This is a genomic window from Leptospiraceae bacterium (assembly GCA_015075105.1).
Lineage (GTDB): Bacteria > Spirochaetota > Leptospiria > Leptospirales > Leptospiraceae > JABWCC01.
Genome location: JABTUZ010000002.1, coordinates 95,217 through 118,719 on the forward strand (window position 1 = coordinate 95,217; position 23,503 = coordinate 118,719).

Here is a 23,503-nt window from a genome sequence, read left to right on the forward strand (position 1 = left end):
TAAAATTTTTTAGCTTTATTACAATTCCTCTTCTTTTCAATTTTTCTAATTGCTCTAAGTCAAGACCCGGGCCTAAAGATAGTGAAATTCTGCAATTGGTCTTGTCAGAGAATGAACGAAAAAGCCCAAAAATAATTTCTGTTAAATCTGTAAATTTGGATGAAGACAAAGAATTAGAAATTATTTCCTTGATTAGAAATGGGACAGAAGAAATTCTTTGTATTTTCAAAAATGAGGACAAAAAATGGAAACTGAATTATAAAAAAAATTTTAGCCTATTGAATGCAGGCCCATTTGAATACGAAAAAGAAAAAAAAACTTGGGTTCCTTCAAAAAATGATAAAGAAGGCGAAGGGTATATTGTTAAGAAGATCTTAATAGAAGAACTTCCAGGCGATTCCTTTAATTCTATTTTTTTAGAAATATTGTCCGAAGAGCCTCCTCTTGGACTTTTTTCTTTTCCATATATAATTCGGAAAAACTTAAAAATTTTTGACGGACTAAGTTCTCTAAAAGAGCACGAGAATCTAAGAAAAACAAGAAGAGCCGATTTTACCTATAACCCAAGTGAAAAAAGCATTTCTGTTTTTCCCAGCGATCCTTCATACTCACAAGAATTTGTATTCAATGGATGGGAAATTGTACCTGTAATTTCAGGACTTCCAGTAGCTTCTATATTGAATGCAGAATTTAGCAATTTTGAAAAAGGAAAAGAAACAGAAATCAAACTACTTTTAAAAAATCGGGGACAAACTGCATACGTTACCTATCTTTCTGTGAGCTTCCCTGAGGGTGGGGTGATTCGAGTTGACCCAAAAATGACTGGTGCAAAAATATACAATTCGGGGAAGACGATCTATTCAATGAAAGAAAAGAAATTCATACCCTCAAAGTATCCATTACTTGAAATTACAAAAGAAAGCTGGGGAAGAAATTACAAGTATGACTTGTCTTTTAAATTCACTCCAACAGTCTCAGGAAAACAAAATATTCTTTTCAGATCTTCGGTGAAATATTCCGGTAACATAATTTATCTCCCCAATGAATATTCTGTTTTTCCTTTTCAAATCGATCAACAAGGTTTTCCTTCATACCCTATAGAGGTCGGGAAATGAACCAAAAACAAGGCGAGACATCTTTATTTTTAGCAAAAAAAGAAATTGTCCGAGTTCAAGTTGAAAGATTTCATGAATTCTATCCTAATTATTTTGCAAGACAAGAAACTACACCTATGGTAAATTATTTTTTTGATAAAATATACAACTTAGAAGGGAAGGAAGATTGGCTGGATCTCGCTGTAAATACTTTTGAAAAAGTAAAAAATATGATAAAGGAGCAAACCAGACAAAACTTAGAGCAATTAATCGAGCTGAACAATCTAACCGATAAATTGGATACACAGATGGCATTGCTGTTATTGAATAAAAATTGGAAAGAAGGAGATCAACTTGGCTTGAACGAGTATCGCAATCTATACATTGAGCTAAAGCATACAGACGATAGAAGACTTCAATTAGAATACGTATTAAACAATCTCCGAAAATTTTATGACTTGGCTCATCGTCCAATCAATGCAGTCATTATGAAACCGGCAAAATTTATGTCTAAATTACTTGGAGTTTATCCTTTGTTTGCAAGCGTAGAAGATGGCTACCATGCAGTACTTCCAGTATCCTCCGATATATTTGAATCATTTTATGAAGAGGTGCAAGAGAGAGAGTGGAATTATCTGTATTCTGCTTTTCCGGAATTAAAATCAAATGCCAACGAATAAAAAATTAAGATTTCGACAAAAGCCTCCCTCTGAAGATTCAGAGAAAAATGAGCGTTGGCTACTAACGTATGCCGATATGATTACACTTTTGTTAGGATTATTTATTGTTATGTATTCTATCTCAACTGTTGATCAAGAAAAATTAAAAACCGTTGCAAGACAGATACGTGGCGGATTTGGTCTTGAAGGAATTGGTGAATCTCTAATCTTTGATGGAGGAACAGATATCACAGAAGAAGAAATATTTCTTCCAAAATCAAAAATTTTTCGATTATGGGAAAGACTGGGGTTTTCTTTAAAAAGACTTAAAAATGAAAGTAAAGTCTTATTTGGTCTTGATAATAACGAAGAAATTAAACTAACAGTTTTTGCTTCCTCCCTCGGTGAGGGAAATCTTAAATTCGACAAAGATACAGATTTTACATTCCAAAGACTTTCAGAAATGTCAAAAAATATGGAAATAGATATTATTCTTAGAGTTCAAATTCCCTATTTAGAAAATATAGAAAAAAAAGGCTACGCGAATAATTGGGATTTTAACGCACACAGAGCTTCTCTCCTTGCGGATTTCTTAGAATTAAAATACGGAATTCCTAAGAATCAGATTTCAATTCAAGCCTATTCTGAATTTAGAAAAATGAAAACTGACAACCCTTCTCCCGAAGAATATGCAAAACAGGAAAGAATAGAAATCATTATTCGAAAAAAGGAAAACTAAGGGGCAGACACACAGCGAATTTTTGCATTATTTACCTTGGGTTGGTGAAATAATTTCCCTTCAGCAAAAGAAACATAGATTCCATTCGCAGGAGTATTTACATAAGTGGTTGAACTCCAATAATTATCAATTGATGTATTTGGAAATATAGTCTCAAAAATTGAAGCGCCTGAATTTACGCTATAATCTACAATACTCTGCAATTCTTTCCAATTAGGAAGTCTCCAAGTTTTACCTGAAAGATTGAGTGAATTGCAATAAGATAATGCAGTTTGCCAATCAGTCGGGCTTGCAACACCAGAACAAGTAGAATCATTATTTCGCCCTTTAGTACATTTCTGCCATAACAAATTAGTTGATTTATCTAGAATGGTTCCGTCTCCAAAGTCTGAATATTTTTGTAAATTATTGTCAATGGAAAACGAACTACTAACACAACGAACATAATAAGGATCTGTCTTCAAGTTTGCGTAAATAATCCCACCACTAAAATTTACAACCCAAGCATAACTCAAATCGAATAGATAATTTGTCTTGGTCCAATAGTGACCCGCAATAGTATTTGGAAAGTTTGTTAAATTAATTGGAAGAGGATTCATACTATGCTCTACTATTGTAGATAACTCAATATAAGTAGGGAGCCTCCAATTTTTTCCAGATAGTGTAAGTGTATTACAATAATTATTTGCATCTGTCCAATTTGTTAAGTTCGCAATTCCTGAACAAGTAGAATCATTATTTTGTCCTCCACTGCATTTTTGCCAAACTAATCCTGTAGTATTATCTGTAATGGTATAATTTCCATTATCCGTATAACTTCGAGAAACACCTTGATTCTCCTGCGCATCCTGACCTTGATAGCTGCCACAGGCGACCGGGTTATTTACTCCATCGTAACAACTTGTTTGTCCTGTTTTTAAAGGAGGATAACTAAATTTACTTTCTACAATAGGACTTTCAGTCATTCCTATTTTTGATGCAAACGCTTTAATTGTTTTACCCGAGATTTGCCATATAGGGATTCCTGTGGAATATTGTCTTGAATGAATAGTGGGAGTGGATTCATCGAGTGTATAATAAATATTTGCACCAGGTGTATTTGTGCTCAAGATAATAGTTTGGGGTGTAACGTAATGCCCGGAAGAAGGATTTAATGTAGGAGTCTCTACAGTACTATTTTGTAATTGGATAATTTGAGACAAAATTGAAATAAGTGTAGGAGTGTTACTTAACTCAGGAAGATCTATTTCTTGACAGTTTATTATTAAATAAACCAAAAATACAAAATTTTTTTTAAAGAGATTGAGCTGCTTGGACTTTAACATACTACCTCAATACAATTTTGAAATTATACAATTTATATTGGGATTTGTAAATAGGGCATTTTGCCCTATGATTCTATGGATTGATGGTATTTTCTGATGGCTTCAGTTTTTTTGTTTACCCTTAATTTTTGATATATATTTTCAATATGTCGCCTGACAGTATGAGGACTGATGTTCAATTCATCAGAAATTTCCTTGTAGCTAAATCCGAGTACAATTAAATTTAAAATTTCATTCTGCCTATCGGTCAAAGGCTCTTCAAATGAGGACTTTGAATTTAATTTTGCTCGTTCTTTTCTCTTATACAAATCCGAGATTTTTGTTGCAATTCTTGGTGTAAGACTTGCCCCACCCAACATGAGAACTTTCAATTCAGCTAAAAACAACTCCTTTGGGGTTTCTTTCAATACATATCCATTGGCTCCGTTTTGTATTGCTTTTATGATGCTTTCTTCATCTTCAAATATAGTAAAAATAATAATTTTAATATCAGGGATTTTTTTCCGAATAGGTACAATCAAATCAATCCCACTTATATCTGGAAGTCCTATATCTAGAATTAATAGGTCAGGGTTGTTCCCCTTGATATTTTCAAAGCCACTCTCTCCCGAATGCCATAACCCTGTAAAAATAAAATCTTCTGAATCGGAAATAATATTAATAAGATTCTGAGCAATTTCTTTAGAGTCTTCAATGATTGATACTTTGTACATTAAAAACTATTTTACCTCTTTTAATTTCCTTTGTCAATAGGTCATACTGCCCTAATTGGTATTAATATTGAAATCACAGTTCCTTGTTTAGAATATATTTTCCACCTCCCGCTCATCTCACTTACTCTATATTTTATATTAGAAAGTCCCGATCCACGACTCAGTTGGCTTGAAGAGGGTTGCATTCCGATCCCATCATCGGAAATAGTGAAAAATAATCCGTACGTCGAGTAAGAAAGTTTTATATGTATTTTTTTTGCGCTTGCGTGTTTTATAATATTTGTGACACACTCACAAAAAATATTGTACAAATGAAAACTGTTTTTGGAATTCAATAATTTACTATCAAATTTCAAGTCTGAAAGAACTTCGTATTTACCAATAGACTTCAGACGAGACAAGAAATTTTCCATTTCCTTTATCAACACCTCAGAAAAATTTTCATCTCTGTTCAGTAGATAAACAAAATCACGAAGTTTTGATAGAGTTGAATAAATGGTTTCTTCCATTTCAGCTTCGTTGGTAAAAGCCTTGTTTCGAGCATTATATAAAAGCTGCGTTAAACTACTCCCCACAGTATCGTGTAAATTCCTCATAAGGATTTTTTTTTCACGAGAATGCTCTTCTTTTACTGCTAAATTCTCCTGACGTAAAAAATTAATCTTATCTGCGAGAGCAAAGGACAATAAAATCGCTTCACTAAGTGAACCAAATTTTAGTGCATTTTCACTTACAAAAGAATATGGCTGACCCAAAAAAGTATAAGAAACTTCCATCCCAAGGAATAATAAATTCAAAGCAGAAGAAATGATATAAAATTTTGCAGAACGAAAACCCTTACTAAGTGCCAAAATTGCAGATATAAAACTAGTGACCAAAAAACACAAAACAATAACAGCAATTCCTTTTAATGAAATGATATGCAATAATTTAAAAGGTGATACCAAAAATACTAACATGCCTAACAAAAAATTTATCCCAAGCAAGTAGTATAAAAGTTTATTCACTTTCCATACTTGTAAGAAAAATATTACGAAAAGAGTAGTGCCTGCAATCGACAACCCTGCGGTTGCTGATTGTAGAATATGATAAATCCAAGGATCAGAAAATAAATTTGCTGTAATTCCAGAATATTGAGCTTGAAATAGAATGAAAAAAAATAGATACAAAATATACCAAAAGTAATTAAAATCCTTAATCGATGCATAAATAAATATATTATATAAAAACAAGGCAAATATTGATCCAAAGTAAAAGGCGATGAAAGCAATATTTTTAATTTCTGCCATCTCAATTTCATCCTTAAACCCGATTTTAAATGCAGGTTTCAACATAGTTTTTGATTTAAAATGTAAAAGCAGTGTAACTTCTTTTTCTGGATATATAGAAAATGAAATTCCCGGCGAAATAAACCAGTCTTGTAAATTTCGTTTTTGATTTTTACCTCTCGTATAAGAGCCTGCAAATCTAAAACTCAAATCAGGAGAGGTTTCTAAAAAATAAAGTTCCGCCTCATCTATGAATGGGTTTTTAAATAGTAGAGTAGATTTTTCGACTTGACTTACATTTTCTATTTTCAGTTTTATGAGGATCCAAGCATCACCAGATGCAAGCCCTGGATCGATATTTTTGCCAGCCTCACTTTGGAATTGATTTTTTTTAATTAAGTCTGCAATGTCAGCTAACTTGTATTCTTTTTTTAAATTAAAAATTTCTTTTTGTTCTACTATGAGAATTTTTTTTAATTGGGGAGATATTATTATATCATTGTCCGGATAAATCTGGTTAGAAAAAACTATCAGAAAAAAAATAAACATTAATATAGAAAGGCACATTTGCAATAAATTTTTATTTAAAAGAGCATTGTTATAAACTCAATAAAAATTTTTACAAGGTAGGGTATCTATGAAAAAACTACTCTATTTTAGAGGTTTCCGCTATATCCTCGCTTGAAATCTTTGTAATACTAAATCCGATAAAAGCATAGATTAGGGAAATCACAGGGTTAATCAAGTTGAAAAAGCAAAAGGGAAAGTAAGCAATCGTAGAAACACCTAAACTAGAAGCCATAAAAACTCCACAACTATTCCAAGGAATTAAAGGCGAGCTTAGAGTACCTGAATCTTCTAAGGCTCTCGATAGATTTTCAGGTGCAAGATTTTTCATCCGGTAAGATTCTTTGTACATTCTACCAGTAATCAAAATAGAAAGATACTGATCAGATGCAGTAAGGTTTACAAAAAAACAGGTTCCGATGGTGGCTGCGATCAAACTAAAAACATTTTTTGCAAAATAGAGAACAGAATGCGTTATGCGATATAGCATCCCACTTCCATCCATTATACCTCCAAAAAACATCGCAGACAGAATGAGCCATACCGTCGGGAGTATTCCTACCATCCCACCTCTGGAAAGTAACGCATCTACCTCGCTTGACCCGGATATAGTTTTAAACCCTGACGAAGAGGCTATAATTCCAGCTTTGAATACAGCCATTGAATAGTTCGGCTCACTCGTAAACTCTATAATCACTTCTCTTTGAAAAATAATTGCCGTGACAATACCTCCAAGACAACCGGCGAGTAGAGCTGGAATTGTATCGGTTCTTTTTATTACCAAACCAATCACAAGAAGAGGTGAAATAAATACAAAAGGAGAAACTACAAACTTGCGACTTAAAATTTCAGTTACAGTTGCGATCTTTTGTGGACTATACGCGGTATCATTGAAAAGCCCAATGAACAAAAAAATAATTAGAGTTAAGACAATACTCGGAATGGCTGTAATTGTCATATAACGAATATGGGTATATAAATTTGTACCTGCAACCGAAGATGCCATATTGGTAGTCTCTGAAAGAGGAGACATTTTATCTCCAAAGTAAGCCCCTGACACAACTGCTCCGGAAGTGAGTGCAGGATGAATTCCAAGAGTATTTCCTATTCCTATCATTGCAAGACCGATCGTCCCGGCAGTAGTCCAAGAGCTACCCGTAGTAAGAGACACTAACGCACAAAAAAAACATGTAGTGAAAAGAAAATATTTATACGATATGAGTTTCAATCCATAAATAATCAGAGATGGAACAATCCCTGCAAGAATCCAAATCCCAATCATTGCCCCCATGAGTAAGAGGATTAAAATTGCCTGCATCGCAAGATTGATATTCTCTAAAATTTTTTCTTCCAACATTCTCCAAGACTTTCCATGGAAAATAGAAATTGTCCAAGCGAGTACACCTGCTAAAATGAGTGCAATCTGATTTGGGCCATTAGAGGATTCCTCTCCAAAAATCTGCACCGATAAAAATAAAAGTCCGATTAACAATACTACAGGTGCAAAGGATTCAAAAATATTAGGGTCTCTTTTTTGGAATTGAATAAACAAACAAATCTATCCAGGGATAAATTCCAGATCACACATTGATTTTGCTGCATTGTACCTTCCGGCTAACAGATGATTTTTTAAATCAGTAATTCTTTGATAATAAATCGGAGTATGTTCTTTGAATGCTTCCTTCAAATCTCGCTTCTCAAGTCTGGAAAGTTTTCCGTCAAACGCAGCCGCTATCGTTAGAATATTCAAAAGTAAAAATCTTTCTTCTTGATTTACAGACTCTAAAGTATCTAAAAATTCTTTCCAATTAGCAAAATCTTTTTTTTCGTTTACTTTTAAAATTTCCGATAGACGAACTATTAAAATCAACATATTGGGGTGATAATTTTGAGTGAGGACGATTGAGTTTCCGATTGCTTGAATGCAACCGATTTTAGCCTCTTTGGAAAGTCCTTGAATTTTCTCTTCAGTAAATATTTCTTTTGAAATATATTTAGCAATTAGGTTTCCAAATAACCTTAGTCGAGCTTCTTGTACCGTTTTCACCAAAACGATTGCATTCCATAATCCGGTAATAATTACCGAAATATAGGCTACGCTGACTCTAAGCACACTTTTTCCTGCAACTCTTCTTAAAATTAATTTAGCTACAACATTGGACATCATTATCTTCAGCTTATAAAAAAATCCGAGTAGAACTAATTTCTTCTTAGATACTCTTGAGAGTGGGTCTATCCCCAAATAATTTCTGACTGGATCAGGCACTTCCAGTGCAGCCCTTGCTAATAATAAATTTATACTTTCTCCTGCAATGATTTCTGAATCTTCTTCCGGGTGCCCTGCAACTCTGGAAATCATAAACACAGTTCGTAAACTCACCCAATACAAAACCGCAAATTCTATAATCGTTAAAACTACCGTAACTATAGAAAGCCACGAGTATAAAATCAATGGAGGTGAGTCAGAAAAATATTCTTCGACGAACACAGACCCACCAGCTGAAATCCCACCAATACAAAATGCTATTAAAGCTCCGAAAATTGTTGCTCTCCGAATTCTTTTAGCAATATAAGCATCATCTCCTATATCTCTGGTGATATTTTTTTCAAAGTCTTTCTTTTTGTACTTATGAAAATAATAAAGACCCGTTTTTTCTAACAGTCCGGGTTTTTTATTTCCTAACGAGCTCATAAATTCTTACTCCTAATTAAACTCAAGTTTTCTGTCTTTTAAAAATGGAAATTTTTCTCGATATACTGTCAAAGCTTCAAGTTGAATTTCAGATAGATAGAATTCTTCTTTTTCCGAGAATTGAAAAAGATTTTTCCCAGAAGGATCAATGAGATGAGAATGTCCGTTATGCGACACTGTATTTCTTATTCCTGCGTCACCTACTCGATTTACGCCCAAAATATAGGCTTGATTTTCAATTGCTCTTGCTTTTAGTAAGGTGTCCCATGCTTCAATTCTATCTTTCGGCCAATTTGCAATTACGATATAGAGATCTGTTTTTCCGGCAGTTTTACGAAACACTTCTGGAAACCTAAGGTCATAACAAATAAATAAAGCAACATGAAAATCAAAAATCTTGAGGGTTGTAAGTTCGCTCCCCGAAGTAAAGCTGTTGTTCTCGCCTGCAAAGGAAAAGGGGTGAAGTTTCCTGTATCTTGAAATTATTTTTCCCTCTGGAGAAGCAACCGAAAAAGTATTGAAAGGAAGTCCCTTTGGGTTTTTTTCAATCCAACCCCCTCCTACAAAACTGCCTAGCTTTGTTGCAGATTCCATAAAAAAACTTTCCGTATCCCCTGATTGTTTTTCAGAAAATTCTTTGCTTTTCATGGTAAACCCGGTAGAGCAGGTTTCTGGAAACACTACTAAATCTACCGGAGACTGCAAGCTATGTATTTTTTTCCTATAATTGGCAAGATTTTGATGAGGATCTTGCCAGAATATGTCAGTTTGAAACGCCGCAATTTTCACAAATATGAATTTTCTATCCTTTGCATAAAACATGTAATCCAAAAAACCTATTTCTATTCAACACTTATTTCTAAATTAATTCTTGATTTTTAAAACAAGAAAAATGAAATATTAAATCTTAGTAAAAATTTTTCTACAAATAGGGAATCAATGGCGCTGTTCAATTGGAGTCAAAAATACAATATAGGAATCAAATCCATTGATGACCAACATGTAAAACTATTTGCAATTATCAACAGTCTTCACAATGCAATCGTTCACCAAAATTCAAGTATGAGTGTAGTTCAAGAATTATTAGAAGAATTGCTTTCTTATGCAAAGTCTCATTTTCGATACGAGGAATCTTTGATGGAGGGAAATGGATACCTTGAATTAGAAAAACACATTATCGAGCACGAAAAATTAATCAACGACCTCGATAAATACAAGAACCGATTTGATTCAGGGGAGTTGAAAGACTTAAACGAGCTTTTGACTTTTTCAATTAACTGGTTGCAAAACCATATTTTAGTATCCGATATGCAATACTCTGGTTTTTTAATCAAACAAGGAGTGAAATAAGTATTGTTGTTTCTTGCAATACCTATATTCTGTTAGAAACTGCCATGCCGTTATTTAATTGGGATGAAAGCTATAGCGTCGGAGTGGACTCTATAGATTTACAACACAAGAATTTGTTTGATATGATCAATAATTTACACGACAACATTCATAGTATTAAAAATGAACCGCTTGCAATCAAGACTACCTTAGACGAGTTAATTTCTTATATCCAATACCATTTTCTACATGAAGAGGAGTTGCTGAAAAAAAATAATTTTCCTGAATTTCAAGTGCACTCAATTGAGCACGAAAAACTATGCGGCAACTTAGAAGAATTCATCAAAAAATTTCAATACGGCCAATTACAAGAGACAACCGAATTGTTAAAGTTTATGATTGATTGGCTTCAGTTCCATATTTTGAAGTCAGACATGAAATACAAAGAATTTTTAAAAGGAAAAAAAAGCTAAGAATTGTGACAAATTCTTTCTATAATCTTTTACCTGTAATTAATTGAATTGACTTTTGTTTTGTAAGTTTTTTTCTATCCAACAGGGGGAAACTATGAACAAAAACTTGTTGATTGCAATTCCTTTCTTTATTTCTCTAAATCCTATTTTTTCTAACAGTTACTCTGCCCAAGTTTTAACAAATTCTCCAATCTCTTTCACTGTCCAATATTCCGACGAAGAAGAATACGAAGGTGAAGACGAAGAAGGTGGAGAAGAAGAGCAAGAAAACGAAGAAGAAGAATCTTCATGAAGCAACCAATTTTCTACCAACTCTAAAAAAATTCACCCAGAAAACTAAATTCACGATATATGAATACTTTCTAAAAATTTTTTATGAAATTCTTACTCGATATTATTAAAAAAACATCCGTTGCAAGACTGATTGCGTTCAGCTTTCTATTTGCAATACTTACCGGCTCAGTCATTCTTTATTGGATCGAAGGGACAAGACTATCGTATATAAACTCATTGTACTTGGCAGCATCGGCTACTTGTGTTACGGGTTTGAGCCCGGTCAATATTAGTGATCTGTCTTTTTATGGTCAACTATTTCTAATATGTATGGTTCAATTAGGAGGACTCGGGGTCTTAACTTTTACCGTACTTGTCGGACGACTCGTCATCTCCGGTTTATCAAGAAATTCTGAAATCGGTGCAGCTATGCTTCAAGCCATCGATCAAGAAAATAATAAAAAAGACGAAATTCACACAGTTTACGAAATATTAAAATCAATTTTAAAAATTTCACTTCTTTTAGAAGCGTTAGGCGCTATCACTCTATTTTTTATCTTACCGGAAAATATTCCATCCAATGTAAACAGATATTTTATCAGTATATTCACGTCTATTTCTGCATTCAACAACGCAGGTTTTTCCTTACTCGATGACTTGTCTTTTATCGTAAAAGATATCGGGAGTATTTATACTATTGCTATTCTCATAATTTTTGGTGGGATTGGCTTTCCGGTGATAATATTTTTTGAAAAGATTTTCTTGGAAATTCTGAAAGAAATTACAGGAAAATTTGAAGTGTGGGGTGAAACCTATCTAATGGCAAAAGCAATCAAAGGTCAAGACCCTTCTCCCATTTATCTTCTATTTACAAAACTATCGAGTGTAACTGAAAATAAAATTGAATCTTACAATAATAACCTTAAAGGAGCTTCCAATAAAACTCAAACGCATATATTGATAGTAGGAAGCCTGATTCTAATCTCTATAGGTGCGATCGGTATCTTTATTACTGAATACGATAACCCGAAAACTTTAAAATCCTTGGACTTCTCGGAAAAGATAGCCAATTCGATTTTTGCATCTGTGTCTGCAAGAACTGCCGGATTTAGTATTTTTAGTTTTTCCAATATCACCGACCCTTCTATAGTTCTGATTTGCTCTTTAATGTTTATAGGAGGAGGACCACAAGGAACGGCGGGTGGAATCAAAATCACCACATTTGTAATACTTGTTCTTTATCTAAAGAATGTAATCAATCCTAAAAAGCCAGTAGAGTATTTTGGGCAGCCTATTTCAAAACGCGCAGTTGCGATGAGTATTCGTACATACTTTTTGGCAACTACAATGATTGCTACGTGGATTTTTATTTTATCTTTGATGCACCACGAGAGCCATAGAATTCATTTGATTTTTTTTGAAGTGATTTCTGCCTTTGGAACTGTGGGCTATTCTATGGGGCTAACCCCACTTTTAGGAGATGTTGAAAAGGTCTCTTACTGTGCAATTATGTTTATTGGAAGAATCGGTATATTTACAGCATTGATCGCACTTACAGGAATGTCAGGTACAATAAATCTAGGAGAAGAAGACGACGGAGTAAAAATCCAAGTCGGTTAATTCTTTTTTAGCTATTATTTTTACAAACCAAAAGTATCGTGAATAGCCTTGACTGCAATTTTTGCCTGATCCTCGCGTATTACACAAGAAATTTTTATCTCACTTGTAGTAATCATTTCAATATTAATGGATTTATCTGCAAGTGCCTTAAACATATCTGCAGCTACTCCTACGTGAGACTTCATCCCTACACCGACTGCCGATACAATAGCAATTTTTTCGTTTATATCTATTTTCCCGGTACCATGGGTTTTTATAAAATCTTCTAAGATAGGCTTTGCAGTGGAAACTGCTTTTCGCGGGATTGTAAAAGAAATTGTATTGATGCCATTGTGAGGGGAAGATTGTACAATCACATCAACTAAAATATCTGCTTTAGAAAGTTTTCCAAAAAGTTCAGCGGCAATACCCGGTTTATCTGGAACATCGGGAATCGTAACTCTTGCTTCTTCACTCTTAATAGTAACACCACTCACTTTGATCTTTTCCATAAGTTTTTCCTCACTGACAACTAACGTACCTATACTTTGATTGAAGCTCGACCGAACATGAATCGTTACTCCGTAATTCATTGCAAGCTCTACACTTCTTGAATGAAGAACTCCTGCCCCAAGACTTGCAAGCTCAAGCATCTCATCATGGGTAATCGTATTGTGTTTCTTTGCTTCAGGAATAATTCTTGGGTCTGCGGTATAAACCCCATCCACATCCGTATAGATCTCGCACTCTTTTGCCCCAAGAACTGCAGCAAGAGCTACAGCACTCGTATCACTTCCACCTCGCCCCAATGTCACAATATTTTCGTCTTTGTCTATTCCCTGAAATCCGGCTACAATTACAACCTTGCCTTTAGAGATAGCTTCATCTATTTTTGTGCGGTCAATTGATTTTATTTTACCATTAGAAAAATTCCCGTCGGTCATAATCTTTAACTGAGAACCGGTGAAAGATTGTGACGGGATCTGAATTGCTTCTAAGGCTATTGCCAAAAGAGAAACCGAAACTTGCTCACCTGTTGAGAGTAGCATATCCATTTCCCTGCGACTCGGATTTGTATTTATTTTCTCGGCTAACTCAATAAGTTCGTCTGTAGTGTGTCCCATAGCCGAAACAACGACTACAACAGAAGAGCCTTTATCATAATAAGATTTAATTCTATTCGCAACATTCTTTATTTTATCAGGACTTCCTACAGAAGTTCCACCGTATTTCTGGACAATGATATTTGACATATTGAATAAATCCATATTTTGAAAAATGGTTATTTTTTCAATCGTTAAATAGTTGAGATTCTGTTTGATTTTTATTCTCTGGTAAAAGGTTTTTAAATTTTTTATTAGAGGAAACAAAATGGCAAAATTGTACTACGACACAGACTGTGATCTTGGAATTTTAAAAGGGAAAACTATAGCAGTGATTGGTTATGGAAGTCAAGGGCATGCTCAAGCTCAAAATATGAAAGACTCTGGTTGCAAGGTCATTATCGGTTTAAGGGCAGGTTCAAAATCAGAAAAAGAAGCAAAAGAGGCAGGGTTTGAAGTGTTGAGTGTTTCTGACGCTTCTAAAAAAGCTGATATTATTCAGATTCTTGCACCTGACACAATTCAAGCTGATATGTACAAAAAAGAAATAGAGCCCAATCTATCCAAAGGAAAGGCACTTGTATTTTCTCATGGATTCAATATTCACTACGATTTAATCGATCCTCCTAAAGATGTTGACGTTTATATGGTTGCTCCAAAAGGCCCCGGACACTTAGTCAGGAGGGTTTATGTAGAAGGTGGTGGAGTTCCCTGTTTAATCGCAATTCATCAAGACGCTACAGGCGAAGCCCGTAAGCGTGCACTCGCTCATGCGGCTGCAGTAGGTGGAGGTCGTGCAGGGATTTTAGAAACAAGTTTTAGAGAAGAAACGGAAACTGACCTATTCGGAGAACAAGTAGTACTCTGTGGCGGTTTATCTGCGTTAATCCAAGCTGGATTTGAGACATTGACAGAGGCCGGCTATGAGCCGGAAATGGCCTATTTTGAATGTTTGCACGAAGTAAAGCTAATCACTGATTTGATTTATGAAGGTGGACTTGCAAGAATGAGGTATTCTATTTCAGACACCGCCGAATATGGTGATTTGACAAGAGGACCTCGTATTATAGATGCAGGTACAAAAGCAAGAATGAAAGAAGTCCTCTCTGAGATTCAAAAAGATAAGGGAGCGAAGTTTGCAAAAGAATGGGTAGCTGAAACCAAAGCAGGTTATCCCAATTTCCAAAAACTTAGAGAAAAGGGAGCTAAGCACCCAATTGAAGAAGTCGGTAAAAAACTTCGCAGCATGATGAAGTGGCTCGCAAAATAAATCCTTTTACAGGTAGGGTCTTGCCCTACCTGTAAACTTGAAATTCCAAATTCTCAAGTTCAGGAAAATACATTGTAAGTGGCTAAAACAATATGAATGAAATTCTTGCAAAGTACATTTCTGAACGAAATAAAAAAATCTCAACCTATCTCAAATCAAATCGTATCGAAGCGTATAGGGCTTATGATTTTGAATTAAAAGACTTTCCGGTGAATATTGATATTTACGGAAAATACGCCCATATTGCAATTTATGAAGATAGTGAAAATTCAATATCTGAAGAAATAAAAAATACAATTCAAGAAGCCATCCGAGAATCTTTACATATCACTGTCTCTCACCAAATATGGAAATATAGAAAACAACAAAAAGGAAAATCTCAATACGAAAAATTAGGTCACAAAAAAAATCTTTTCACTATCAAAGAATACAAATCAGAATTTTTCATCAATCTCACCGATTACTTAGACACAGGTTTATTTTTAGATCACAGAGAAACAAGGCAACTCGTAGCCAAGCTTGCCACAAACAAAGAAAGACTATTGAATTTGTTCAGCTATACTGCCTCATTCAGTGTAGTGGCAGCCAACGCAGGAATACGATTTACCACCTCTGTAGATATGTCAAATACCTACACAGAATGGGCAAAAGAGAATTTTCGATTAAATAAAATGAATACGTTCGACCACATCGCAATCAGAGAAAATGTTTTTATTTTTTTGGACACAGCAAAAAAGAAGAGATGGAAATACGATCTTATAATCATAGACCCTCCGACCTTTTCAAACTCAAAAAAGATGCGTTCCCCTTTCGATGTTCAAAAAGATTATCCGAAATTAATCAACACTTCTCTTGAGTTATTGAATGACGATGGGATCTTACTGTTTTCTACAAATTATAAAAAATTTCAATTAGACGATGAAAAAATATTGGCAAGAAAAATCCACGACATAACAAAAGAAACAATTCCCATAGATTTTTCTGATTCTAATATCCATAAATGCTTTATGATTACAAAAAAGGAATTTTATCCTCTACACATAAGTATTTGATTTGCCTCTTTGTGTAGGGAAAAGCCTTATGAAATAGCAGGAGAATATTTTGAGAAAAATTTATGAAATCATAGACACCTCACCATGGAAAGTTCTCATTGGCATCTCATTTTTCTACTTTTTGCTTATTTTTATAGTAAAAAATCCAAAGCCTGTTTATGGAGATGGTGGGCTAATGTATTTGCAGACCAAACAAATTGTAGATTCTAATTTTTCGACATTTCGTTTTGACTACAAAGGTAGAGTTTACGATTCTACAGGACGTTATGCGCCATATACAAAACCATTTCTTGCCAAAATCGAAAATAATTACTATATAGATTTTCCTCCCTACTTTCCGTTACTGAATTCATTGTTCTATAAATTTTTTGATTATAGAGGATTATACATTTTATCTTTTCTGTCTTTGATCTTATCTCTATTCTTTCTTTCTCGTATCGGAAAAACTCTAAACTTCAGCCATCGAAAGACAAATCTTCTACTGTTTCTGTTTGCTTTTTGTACTTCAGTTCCACTGTATAATTTTGTATATCATGAATATCCTTTAGCTATATTTTTATTTATCGCATCTGCTTATTTTCTAATCCATTCGTTTCAAGACAACTCACCCAAAAAAATCTATTATATACTGTTTGGACTATTCGCCGGGATTTCTTTATTCTTTCGACTTGAGCTTATGTTTGTTTATCTTGCACTTGGAATAAGTTTTCTATTCTACAAAAAAAATGGCAACCTTAGCATGATCGTATTTTCAGGCCTTGGATTTATTTTGCCGTTTGGAATTCTAATGAGCACTAACTTCTACCTACACTCTCATCCACTTGGGCTTCGCTACGTACTCACTTTGGAAAATACAAACGAAACAATTTCTATGAGGTTAAATATTATACAGATGATGTTATTTTCTCCTTTGAGAGGAATATTTTTTCAGTCTCCATTTACCCTCGTTGCAATATTTCTTTTTTTCACCAGAAAAAATCTAAACGTAACCGAAAAATTTTTATTTTTCGCTATTGTTATTTCATTTTGTCTGATACTATTTATTAGCCCAAACGACGGAGACCATATTGCGCCCAGATATTTATTCGGGATTTTTCCATTGTTGTGTGTTCTGTTTTTATTACTTATCCCTGAATTTGATTTCAAGGGGTTCAACACAATATTTCAAATTCTTATTATTCTATCTATTCTATTTTCTTCTTACTCTCTATGGAAAAATATTCGCTGGATTTCTAATTCAGATAAAAATATTATTAGCTTCAATACCAAGCTAAACAAGATTCCTGAGAAAATCATTATTTTTCAAGAATATGCCTCTACTTTAAATTTGCAAAATTCCTATTCCGATAGGATTTTTTTTGTAGCCGAAAAAAAAACAGACTTAGAAAATTTGATTCAATCTCTAATCAAAAATAATACAGAAAAATTTGTAATCGCAGAAAATGCCATCCAAACAACGCAAAAAGACACTAACCCATCTCAAGCCTCATCTAATAATAATTTAGACAAGAAAAGTCTCGACTGGAGAAATGACCCCAGATTAAAAACTATTTCTAAAACTCAAGACTTCCCGTTTATTTTTCACCACATCCAAGTGACAAAAAAATAGAAGCGCATCTATTCAATTACTTCAAATTGAACTCTTCTATTTTTTATTCTGCCTTTTTTTGTAGAATTATCTGCAATTGGTTTTCTTTCTCCTTCTCCGATTGCAGTAAGTCTGGAAGAATCGACCCCTTGATTTTTTAAATATTTGATTATAGATTCAGCTCTTTCTACAGATAGTTTTTGATTGTTTTCGTCAGTCCCACGATTGCAAGTATGACCGATCACCTTTACTTTCAAATCAGGATTTCCTATTAAGAATTCTGCCATCTTTCTCAAGAATGCGCGATTTTTTTTATTTACATACAACTCAGAATCGTCAAAGAGCAAAGACTCCGAATTAATTTTTTTTGGATTCAAACCTGCAATAGTTTTCACGCCTTGCAAATTTTTTGGTTTTGTTTCAATTTTTGGCAAATCATTAGAAGGTTCATTTTGAGAAGGCTGTATTGTTTCTTTCTTTTTGACTTCTTCTTTACTATTAGTTTCCAACTCTCTATTGATTGTAGTCTCTTTTTTTCCAGTGTCCTTTCCACACTGTAACTTTAAGAACAGAAAATAGATCAAAACAAACAATATCAGAATAACAGCACTTGTTATAATATAGAATTTATTCTTATGAGAAAATTCATTTTTCTTGATGGAGGTTTTCTGAATCTGATAATAAGCAGGGTCCGGCTCTAAATCCGGTTTAGAAAAAAGTTCCTGTTCAGGCTCTTCGATTGGCTTTATTTTAGGTGACTTGGATTTTACAGGTTTTGACTTTTTTGCTGAGGCTTTAGACGCAGCCCAAGAACGGATTTCTTTCCTAAACCAAGTATCTGCTTTTTTAGTAAATTTATAATTGTCGCGAATATAATGAATTGTCTTTTTTTCTATATCCGTATATTCACCGGAATCCTTAACCGCCCAAAGAATTTTTTCTGCATCGTCTAAAGAGATTTGTCCATCTCCCCTTCCTGCAATCGCTGCGTCTGCTATATCTAACAATTGCTTATCGTAATTTTGATTCTTGATTTTTTTATAATATTTTTTTGCCATAATCCCTCTTTACACAAAGTGAAAATATTTTTATATTTTTTGCAGGAGCATCATAAATAGTTTCAATTATCCACTATAAGTAAAAATTGCTATTCCTTGTATATTTTTGTCAACTCCTCTTTCAAACATACGTTGTACTTATTATCGGACACTTTTTTGCAAATCAATACCAATTCATTTTATTAGTAGCCTCAAAGTATAACTGTAAAAAGCCTATTCACAAAACTTTTGCAAAACTTGCCTAAATAATGAGACTTAACTCGAAAATCTCTGAACAAATCCAAATATGAAATCCGTGAAAATAATATTCTTGTTTAAATTTCTACACCACAAAAATTATATCCAATGATAAAAGAAAATCTTAAATACGAAAAAAGTATATTGTACCTTCTTTTTGGATCAATATATTTTGTACAAGGTATTGCTCTTGCTTACTTTCAGAATTTTAATAAAAGCTATTTAAGTTTAAACAAGATTGACGAAAAATTTATCGGCACGATTTCCGGGATTCTCTTAATCCCCTTTTTAATGAAAATTTTTATCGGGGTCATAAGCGACCACTATCCGATTCTATGGTTGGGGAAAAGAAAGCCCTATATTCTAATCGGGCTATTATCCGGTGGAGTTTCATTTTTACTGGCAGGTTTTGTCCCACCCAATGAAAACTTAGTTTTATTTTCAACATTAATTGTCATCGGGGTATTCAGTATTATAATTTTCGATGCAAGTGTAGATGGGCTTGCAATTGACAGCACGAATATTCTTGAGCACGGCAAAGTCCAGGGAATTATGATTGCTGGGAGATCGATCTCTTACTTTCTATTTGTATTTTTATTTACGAAACTTTCTGAAAAGTCCAACTACGACTATATTTTTCAGATTATCACTATTTCTATGATTCTTCCGATTCCATTATTATTTTTTAATAATCGAAACAACAAAGTGCTGAAATCAGAAAAATTTCAATGGACTGCATTTCGTTTTTTATGGAAGCCTGAATTTTTACTATTCTCTTTGTACGCAATCCTGTATTCTTTATCTTCTTTTGGAGTGGACAGTCAAATTTTGTATTTTTTCAAACAAAGTTTTGACTTGAATGAAGAAGGTTTTAACAATTATGATACGTTACGCGGAATAGGAGTCATCATCGGAGCTGTTGCCGGCTGGAAGTATATTGACAGACTTGGGCATAAAAGAAGTTCATTTCTTGCCATAATCCTCCTCTCGATAGGAGCTTTTTTGATTTCAATATCTTGGAATGTTCATTCTGTATATTTTTTTGGAAGTATTTGGGGAATTGCATGGGGATTTCAAGAAGCGGTCTTTCTTTGCCTGTCGATGGACATTGCCGACATAAGAATATCTGCAACAATGTTTGCGATTACAGTTGCTATCTCAAACATAGGCTCTCTATTCTCTGAATTTTTCACTCAAAATATGATTGAATTTTTAGACTATAGAACTCTGTTTCAGTTTTTTACTTGTCTGAATCTCCCTGCAATCATTGTTTTATTTTTCTTTTTTCATATTCAAAAAGAAAAACTCCAAAGCCAATAAATTATTTGCAATAGGGAAACTTAAAAATTAGTGCAATCCAAGCACAAAAAAAGAGATTGGTTTTAAGAATAGAATTCATTATAAAAATATCACTTAGAATGTGAGGATGAAATATGGAACAAGCTGTAATAATTGATGGAGCAAGAACTGGTTTTGGTTCATTTGGCGGCTCACTAAAAGATATAGGTGCAACAGAAATGGGCGTAGAAGTTTCAAAGGCAGCTATTCAGAAATCTGGCGTTGACCCAAAAGAAATCGAAGAATCTATTTTTGGAAATGTAGTTCCATCAGGAAAAGACTCAATCTATCTTGCAAGACACATCGGCCTAAAATCCGGGCTAACTATTGAAACACCAGCTCTCACTCTAAACCGTCTTTGTGGATCCGGAATGGAGTCCATAGTTCAAGCAGCCAAAAAAATCTATTTGAACGAAGCCTCTATAGTTCTGGCAGGTGGAACAGAATCTATGAGTCAGGCTCCTTATGTTGTTAGAAACGCTCGATTTGGAGTTCGTTACGGCTCTACAGAATTTGAAGACTCTTTAAACCAAGGCTTAACCGATTTGTATGTAGAATTGCCCATGGGTCTAACCGCAGAAAATCTTGCAACCGAATACAATATTTCTCGTCAAGAGCAAGATGACTGGGCAGCTACATCTCAAGAAAGAGCAGAGGCGGCAACTAATTCTGGCATCCTAAAAGAAGAAATTACCCCGATTACTCTCGGCGGGAAAACGCCGGTCGTATTTGATAAAGATGAGTATATCAAAGGCGCATCCGGAACCTCTAAACTTTCTCAATTGAAACCTGCATTTAAAAAAGATGGGACTGTCACTGCAGGAAATGCTTCCGGAATTAATGATGGTGCAAGCGCTGTAATTGTATCTTCAAAATCTTTTGCAGATAAGTTAGGAAAAAAACCTCTTGCACTGATCCTTGGATACGGACATAGCGGTTGCGACCCCGCGAAAATGGGAATCGGTCCGGCTCTTGCAATTCCCAAAGCTCTGAAATCGGCTGGACTCACCTTAAAAGATATTGGTTTAATCGAAGTCAATGAAGCCTTTGCCGCACAATACCTCGCAGTTCAAAAAGAATTAAAATTAGACCCGAAAATAACTAACGTAAACGGTGGTGCCATTGCTTTCGGTCATCCACTTGGTGCAAGTGGAAACAGAGTCACACTGACTTTGGCTTATGAAATGAAACGCAGAAAAGTAAAATTTGGAGTCGCTTCTCTATGTATCGGTGGCGGACAAGGGATTGCTATTGTCTTAGAAAATCTTTTGGCTTAAGTTTTGCCAAGATTTAGATAATATCCACCACCCATATCTTTCAGTAGTCCTTCGCTTTCTAATTTGCCGAGACCGGACAAAATTTTTGGTATATTTTTAGAGTCTGCCAAGAATTCAGAAATATGTGTGATTGAATTTTTTTTCTTAGTAATATCATCTAAAGTAATTGGCTTTGCACCATCTTCTAAAAGTTTACGTCCCCCCTCGTTATTAAAAAGGCTCTTGTGGTCAAATACAAGAATCTCCCTAAATTGACTGATTGCATGGTTGGCGGAAGAAATAGCACCACTTTTTTTTGGGGCTTCCATAACTACTAACAAATTAGACAGACCCGTGATAATTCTATTTCGTTTCGGAAAAGACCATTTACCGTATTTTTCATCAGGTCTCATCTCTGAAATAATAAGAGTGTTGTCCGAGCTTTTCATTTTTTCGTATAAATCTTTGTTTATATATGGGTATTCTATATTAATTCCTGTCCCAAGAACTCCGATTGTAGGAATATTTTTTTCTATAGAAGAGAGCATAACCTCCCTGTCTATCCCCATTGCCATTCCAGATACGATTGCAATATTTTTGTCCTTGGATAAAAGTTCGGGAATTTTATTTGCAGCAAACCTTGATAGTCTCGAAGGTTTTCTTGTACCCACTACAGAAGTTTTTTCGATCTGAAAAAGATTTCTATTTCCTTTGTAAAATAAAATCAAAGGAGGATCCGAAATATTTCTCAATAAATCTGGATAGTCTTTTTCAAAATAGTGGATTATAGAAATGGAGTCTCTTTCTATCAACTCTTTTGTGTATTCGCAAACAGGCAGGTGTTTTAATAATTCTGTTTTAGGTAAATAATCAATAATTTTTTTTATTAGCTCTTCGATGGTTTTTGAATCTTCTATTATCTTTCTATTTCTTGCAAAATTCGCTATCCGAGAAATTGATAATAGAAATATCAAAGTATTGATTGAGCTATGGAACATTTGCAGGGTGTTGTAATTTCTCCAGATTTTTTAATACGTTTTTATAGGACTGATTTTCTTTTAGATCTTCTGTAATCACTCCATTTTTCTTGAAGTCTTCCAATAAACTTTTAATAGATTTGTATTCTAATTCTGATTCTTTCGTCTTACCCAACTGATATAAAAAATTTGCCTTCGCAAATTTTACAGGAACAGACTTAGGCTCTCTTTTTAAAATATCGCCCAATATCAACATTGCCTTATTTTGATCATTGTATCCTTCCGGGTCAACCCCTTCTATTTTCCCGTCATTCATTGAAGAATCAAAATAGATTAGAGCAATTTGATAAGGGTATCGCATATCTTCAGGGTTTAAGCGAGTGAGGTTTGTAAAAATACTGAGTGCAATTCTCCTTCTTTCCTTATCCCAACCTCTGTCGCGTGACGCATTTGCAAAAGCAAGACCGGTTTCAAATAAAAGATCTTCATCTGCTTTCTTATAAAGATTTGCTTTTTCAAAAAAAGGAATCGCACTTTCAAAAAAGTGAACTTCTGCACCGATTACCTCTACTTTTTCGTTTCCCTTTTCTTTGAGAGATTGAGTGTAGTGCCTACTTCCAAGTTCGTAGTTGGCAACCTTCATATAAGCTCTTGCAATTTTCCACGAAAGAGCACCCGCTTGACCTGTTTTCTGTACCATCTTCTTAATTTTTGAGTCTAATTCTTGAATTTCTGCTTCTTCCAATTGGAGCATTTCTTTCCATTTTTCTACTTCTTTCGTGTCTGGTTCTGGCACGAGTAATTTATTTCTCGCATTTTTTCGACCCCACTCGGACAACCTTTCACAATTTACAATCGAAACAAAAAAAATACTTACTAATAAAACTCTCATT

Annotated in this window: 21 protein-coding genes and 1 pseudogene; 12 read left to right on the forward strand and 10 right to left on the reverse strand. The window is 34.2% G+C overall.

Going from position 1 to position 23,503, the window contains the following annotated elements; translation table 11 throughout:
• Positions 1-23: 23 nt before the first annotated feature.
• From HS129_10405 to HS129_10415, 3 genes are read left to right on the forward strand one after another with little or no spacing between them, the layout of a single operon-like run.
• The gene (locus HS129_10405) at positions 24-1,115 is read left to right on the forward strand and encodes a hypothetical protein (GenBank protein MBE7412450.1); all 1,092 of its coding nucleotides are present in this window, start codon (positions 24-26) and stop codon (positions 1,113-1,115) included.
• On the forward strand, positions 1,112-1,774 hold the full coding sequence (locus HS129_10410) for a hypothetical protein (GenBank protein MBE7412451.1): 663 nt from the start codon (positions 1,112-1,114) through the stop codon (positions 1,772-1,774). Before HS129_10405 ends, HS129_10410 begins: the two co-directional genes overlap by 4 nt.
• Positions 1,761-2,492: an endoflagellar motor protein gene (locus HS129_10415; GenBank protein ID MBE7412452.1), complete on the forward strand. Its 732-nt coding sequence runs from the start codon at positions 1,761-1,763 to the stop codon at positions 2,490-2,492. The genes HS129_10410 and HS129_10415 overlap by 14 nt, the downstream gene beginning before the upstream one ends.
• On the opposite strand, the gene HS129_10420 is transcribed toward HS129_10415, so the two are convergent.
• From HS129_10420 to HS129_10445, 6 genes are all read right to left on the reverse strand, one after another.
• The gene (locus HS129_10420; protein MBE7412453.1) at positions 2,489-3,769 is read right to left on the reverse strand and encodes a DUF1566 domain-containing protein; all 1,281 of its coding nucleotides are present in this window, start codon (positions 3,767-3,769) and stop codon (positions 2,489-2,491) included. The two genes, HS129_10415 and HS129_10420, sit on opposite strands and share 4 nt — an antisense overlap.
• A 113-nt stretch (positions 3,770-3,882) precedes the next feature.
• Positions 3,883-4,530, reverse strand: coding sequence for a response regulator transcription factor (locus HS129_10425; GenBank protein ID MBE7412454.1), 648 nt, complete (start codon positions 4,528-4,530; stop codon positions 3,883-3,885).
• A 41-nt stretch (positions 4,531-4,571) separates the two neighbouring features.
• Positions 4,572-6,347 carry a hypothetical protein gene (locus HS129_10430; GenBank protein ID MBE7412455.1) on the reverse strand — a complete coding sequence of 592 codons (1,776 nt, stop codon included), beginning with the start codon at positions 6,345-6,347 and terminating at the stop codon, positions 4,572-4,574.
• Positions 6,348-6,444: 97 nt separating this feature from the next.
• Positions 6,445-7,917 (reverse strand): Na+/H+ antiporter NhaC, encoded by a 1,473-nt coding sequence (nhaC, locus tag HS129_10435; protein ID MBE7412456.1) that lies wholly within the window; start codon positions 7,915-7,917, stop codon positions 6,445-6,447.
• A 6-nt stretch (positions 7,918-7,923) separates the two neighbouring features.
• Entirely contained in the window at positions 7,924-9,057 is a 1,134-nt protein-coding gene (locus tag HS129_10440) for a hypothetical protein (protein ID MBE7412457.1), read from the reverse strand.
• A gap of 12 nt (positions 9,058-9,069) precedes the next feature.
• Complete coding sequence (locus HS129_10445; protein ID MBE7412458.1) at positions 9,070-9,846, reverse strand: carbon-nitrogen family hydrolase; 777 nt, start codon at positions 9,844-9,846, stop codon at positions 9,070-9,072.
• A gap of 150 nt (positions 9,847-9,996) precedes the next feature.
• On the opposite strand from HS129_10445, the gene HS129_10450 reads away from it, so the two are divergent.
• From HS129_10450 to HS129_10465, 4 genes and pseudogenes are all read left to right on the forward strand, one after another.
• Complete coding sequence (locus HS129_10450; protein ID MBE7412459.1) at positions 9,997-10,407, forward strand: hemerythrin family protein; 411 nt, start codon at positions 9,997-9,999, stop codon at positions 10,405-10,407.
• A gap of 44 nt (positions 10,408-10,451) precedes the next feature.
• The gene (locus HS129_10455) at positions 10,452-10,859 is read left to right on the forward strand and encodes a hemerythrin family protein (protein ID MBE7412460.1); all 408 of its coding nucleotides are present in this window, start codon (positions 10,452-10,454) and stop codon (positions 10,857-10,859) included.
• 94 nt (positions 10,860-10,953) lie between these two features.
• Positions 10,954-11,151, forward strand: a complete 198-nt coding sequence (locus tag HS129_10460; protein MBE7412461.1) for a hypothetical protein — start codon at positions 10,954-10,956, stop codon at positions 11,149-11,151.
• Between the two features lie 59 nt (positions 11,152-11,210).
• A pseudogene (locus tag HS129_10465) lies at positions 11,211-12,752 on the forward strand (potassium transporter Trk).
• 20 nt (positions 12,753-12,772) lie between these two features.
• Here HS129_10465 and HS129_10470 read toward each other — a convergent pair.
• Complete coding sequence (locus HS129_10470) at positions 12,773-13,984, reverse strand: aspartate kinase (GenBank protein MBE7412462.1); 1,212 nt, start codon at positions 13,982-13,984, stop codon at positions 12,773-12,775.
• 118 nt (positions 13,985-14,102) lie between these two features.
• Between HS129_10470 and ilvC the strand changes: the two genes are divergently transcribed.
• From ilvC to HS129_10485, 3 genes are all read left to right on the forward strand, one after another.
• Positions 14,103-15,104 (forward strand): ketol-acid reductoisomerase, encoded by a 1,002-nt coding sequence (gene ilvC / locus HS129_10475; GenBank protein MBE7412463.1) that lies wholly within the window; start codon positions 14,103-14,105, stop codon positions 15,102-15,104.
• Positions 15,105-15,196: 92 nt separating this feature from the next.
• On the forward strand, positions 15,197-16,156 hold the full coding sequence (locus tag HS129_10480) for a class I SAM-dependent methyltransferase (GenBank protein MBE7412464.1): 960 nt from the start codon (positions 15,197-15,199) through the stop codon (positions 16,154-16,156).
• Positions 16,157-16,205: 49 nt separating this feature from the next.
• On the forward strand, positions 16,206-17,765 hold the full coding sequence (locus HS129_10485) for a hypothetical protein (GenBank protein ID MBE7412465.1): 1,560 nt from the start codon (positions 16,206-16,208) through the stop codon (positions 17,763-17,765).
• Positions 17,766-17,773: 8 nt separating this feature from the next.
• On the opposite strand, the gene HS129_10490 is transcribed toward HS129_10485, so the two are convergent.
• A complete protein-coding gene (locus tag HS129_10490; protein ID MBE7412466.1) occupies positions 17,774-18,802 on the reverse strand; it encodes an OmpA family protein in 1,029 nt (342 codons plus the stop codon).
• 345 nt (positions 18,803-19,147) lie between these two features.
• On the opposite strand from HS129_10490, the gene HS129_10495 reads away from it, so the two are divergent.
• Together HS129_10495 and HS129_10500 are read left to right on the forward strand one after the other, a co-directional pair.
• On the forward strand, positions 19,148-20,359 hold the full coding sequence (locus HS129_10495) for an MFS transporter (protein MBE7412467.1): 1,212 nt from the start codon (positions 19,148-19,150) through the stop codon (positions 20,357-20,359).
• A gap of 113 nt (positions 20,360-20,472) precedes the next feature.
• Positions 20,473-21,654 (forward strand): acetyl-CoA C-acetyltransferase, encoded by a 1,182-nt coding sequence (locus HS129_10500; GenBank protein MBE7412468.1) that lies wholly within the window; start codon positions 20,473-20,475, stop codon positions 21,652-21,654.
• On the opposite strand, the gene HS129_10505 is transcribed toward HS129_10500, so the two are convergent.
• Together HS129_10505 and HS129_10510 are read right to left on the reverse strand one after the other, a co-directional pair.
• Positions 21,651-22,631: a DNA-protecting protein DprA gene (locus tag HS129_10505; GenBank protein MBE7412469.1), complete on the reverse strand. Its 981-nt coding sequence runs from the start codon at positions 22,629-22,631 to the stop codon at positions 21,651-21,653. The genes HS129_10500 and HS129_10505 overlap by 4 nt on opposite strands.
• Positions 22,621-23,502, reverse strand: coding sequence for a hypothetical protein (locus tag HS129_10510; GenBank protein MBE7412470.1), 882 nt, complete (start codon positions 23,500-23,502; stop codon positions 22,621-22,623). Before HS129_10510 ends, HS129_10505 begins: the two co-directional genes overlap by 11 nt.
• Between the last annotated feature and the right edge of the window lies 1 nt (position 23,503).

Excerpts from the sequence above, each read along its gene's own strand:
- HS129_10460 (MBE7412461.1), top strand. The coding sequence starts at position 10,954 with ATGAACAAAAACTTGTTGATTGCAATTCCTTTCTTTATTTCTCTAAAT.
- HS129_10490 (MBE7412466.1), bottom strand. The coding sequence starts at position 18,802 with ATGGCAAAAAAATATTATAAAAAAATCAAGAATCAAAATTACGATAAG.
- HS129_10455 (MBE7412460.1), top strand. The coding sequence starts at position 10,452 with ATGCCGTTATTTAATTGGGATGAAAGCTATAGCGTCGGAGTGGACTCT.
- HS129_10500 (MBE7412468.1), top strand. The coding sequence starts at position 20,473 with ATGGAACAAGCTGTAATAATTGATGGAGCAAGAACTGGTTTTGGTTCA.
- HS129_10495 (MBE7412467.1), top strand. The coding sequence starts at position 19,148 with ATGATAAAAGAAAATCTTAAATACGAAAAAAGTATATTGTACCTTCTT.
- HS129_10480 (MBE7412464.1), top strand. The coding sequence starts at position 15,197 with ATGAATGAAATTCTTGCAAAGTACATTTCTGAACGAAATAAAAAAATC.
- HS129_10510 (MBE7412470.1), bottom strand. The coding sequence starts at position 23,502 with ATGAGAGTTTTATTAGTAAGTATTTTTTTTGTTTCGATTGTAAATTGT.
- HS129_10430 (MBE7412455.1), bottom strand. The coding sequence starts at position 6,347 with ATGTTTATTTTTTTTCTGATAGTTTTTTCTAACCAGATTTATCCGGAC.
- HS129_10505 (MBE7412469.1), bottom strand. The coding sequence starts at position 22,631 with ATGTTCCATAGCTCAATCAATACTTTGATATTTCTATTATCAATTTCT.
- HS129_10450 (MBE7412459.1), top strand. The coding sequence starts at position 9,997 with ATGGCGCTGTTCAATTGGAGTCAAAAATACAATATAGGAATCAAATCC.
- ilvC (MBE7412463.1), top strand. The coding sequence starts at position 14,103 with ATGGCAAAATTGTACTACGACACAGACTGTGATCTTGGAATTTTAAAA.
- HS129_10440 (MBE7412457.1), bottom strand. The coding sequence starts at position 9,057 with ATGAGCTCGTTAGGAAATAAAAAACCCGGACTGTTAGAAAAAACGGGT.
- HS129_10470 (MBE7412462.1), bottom strand. The coding sequence starts at position 13,984 with ATGTCAAATATCATTGTCCAGAAATACGGTGGAACTTCTGTAGGAAGT.
- HS129_10410 (MBE7412451.1), top strand. The coding sequence starts at position 1,112 with ATGAACCAAAAACAAGGCGAGACATCTTTATTTTTAGCAAAAAAAGAA.
- HS129_10415 (MBE7412452.1), top strand. The coding sequence starts at position 1,761 with ATGCCAACGAATAAAAAATTAAGATTTCGACAAAAGCCTCCCTCTGAA.
- HS129_10425 (MBE7412454.1), bottom strand. The coding sequence starts at position 4,530 with ATGTACAAAGTATCAATCATTGAAGACTCTAAAGAAATTGCTCAGAAT.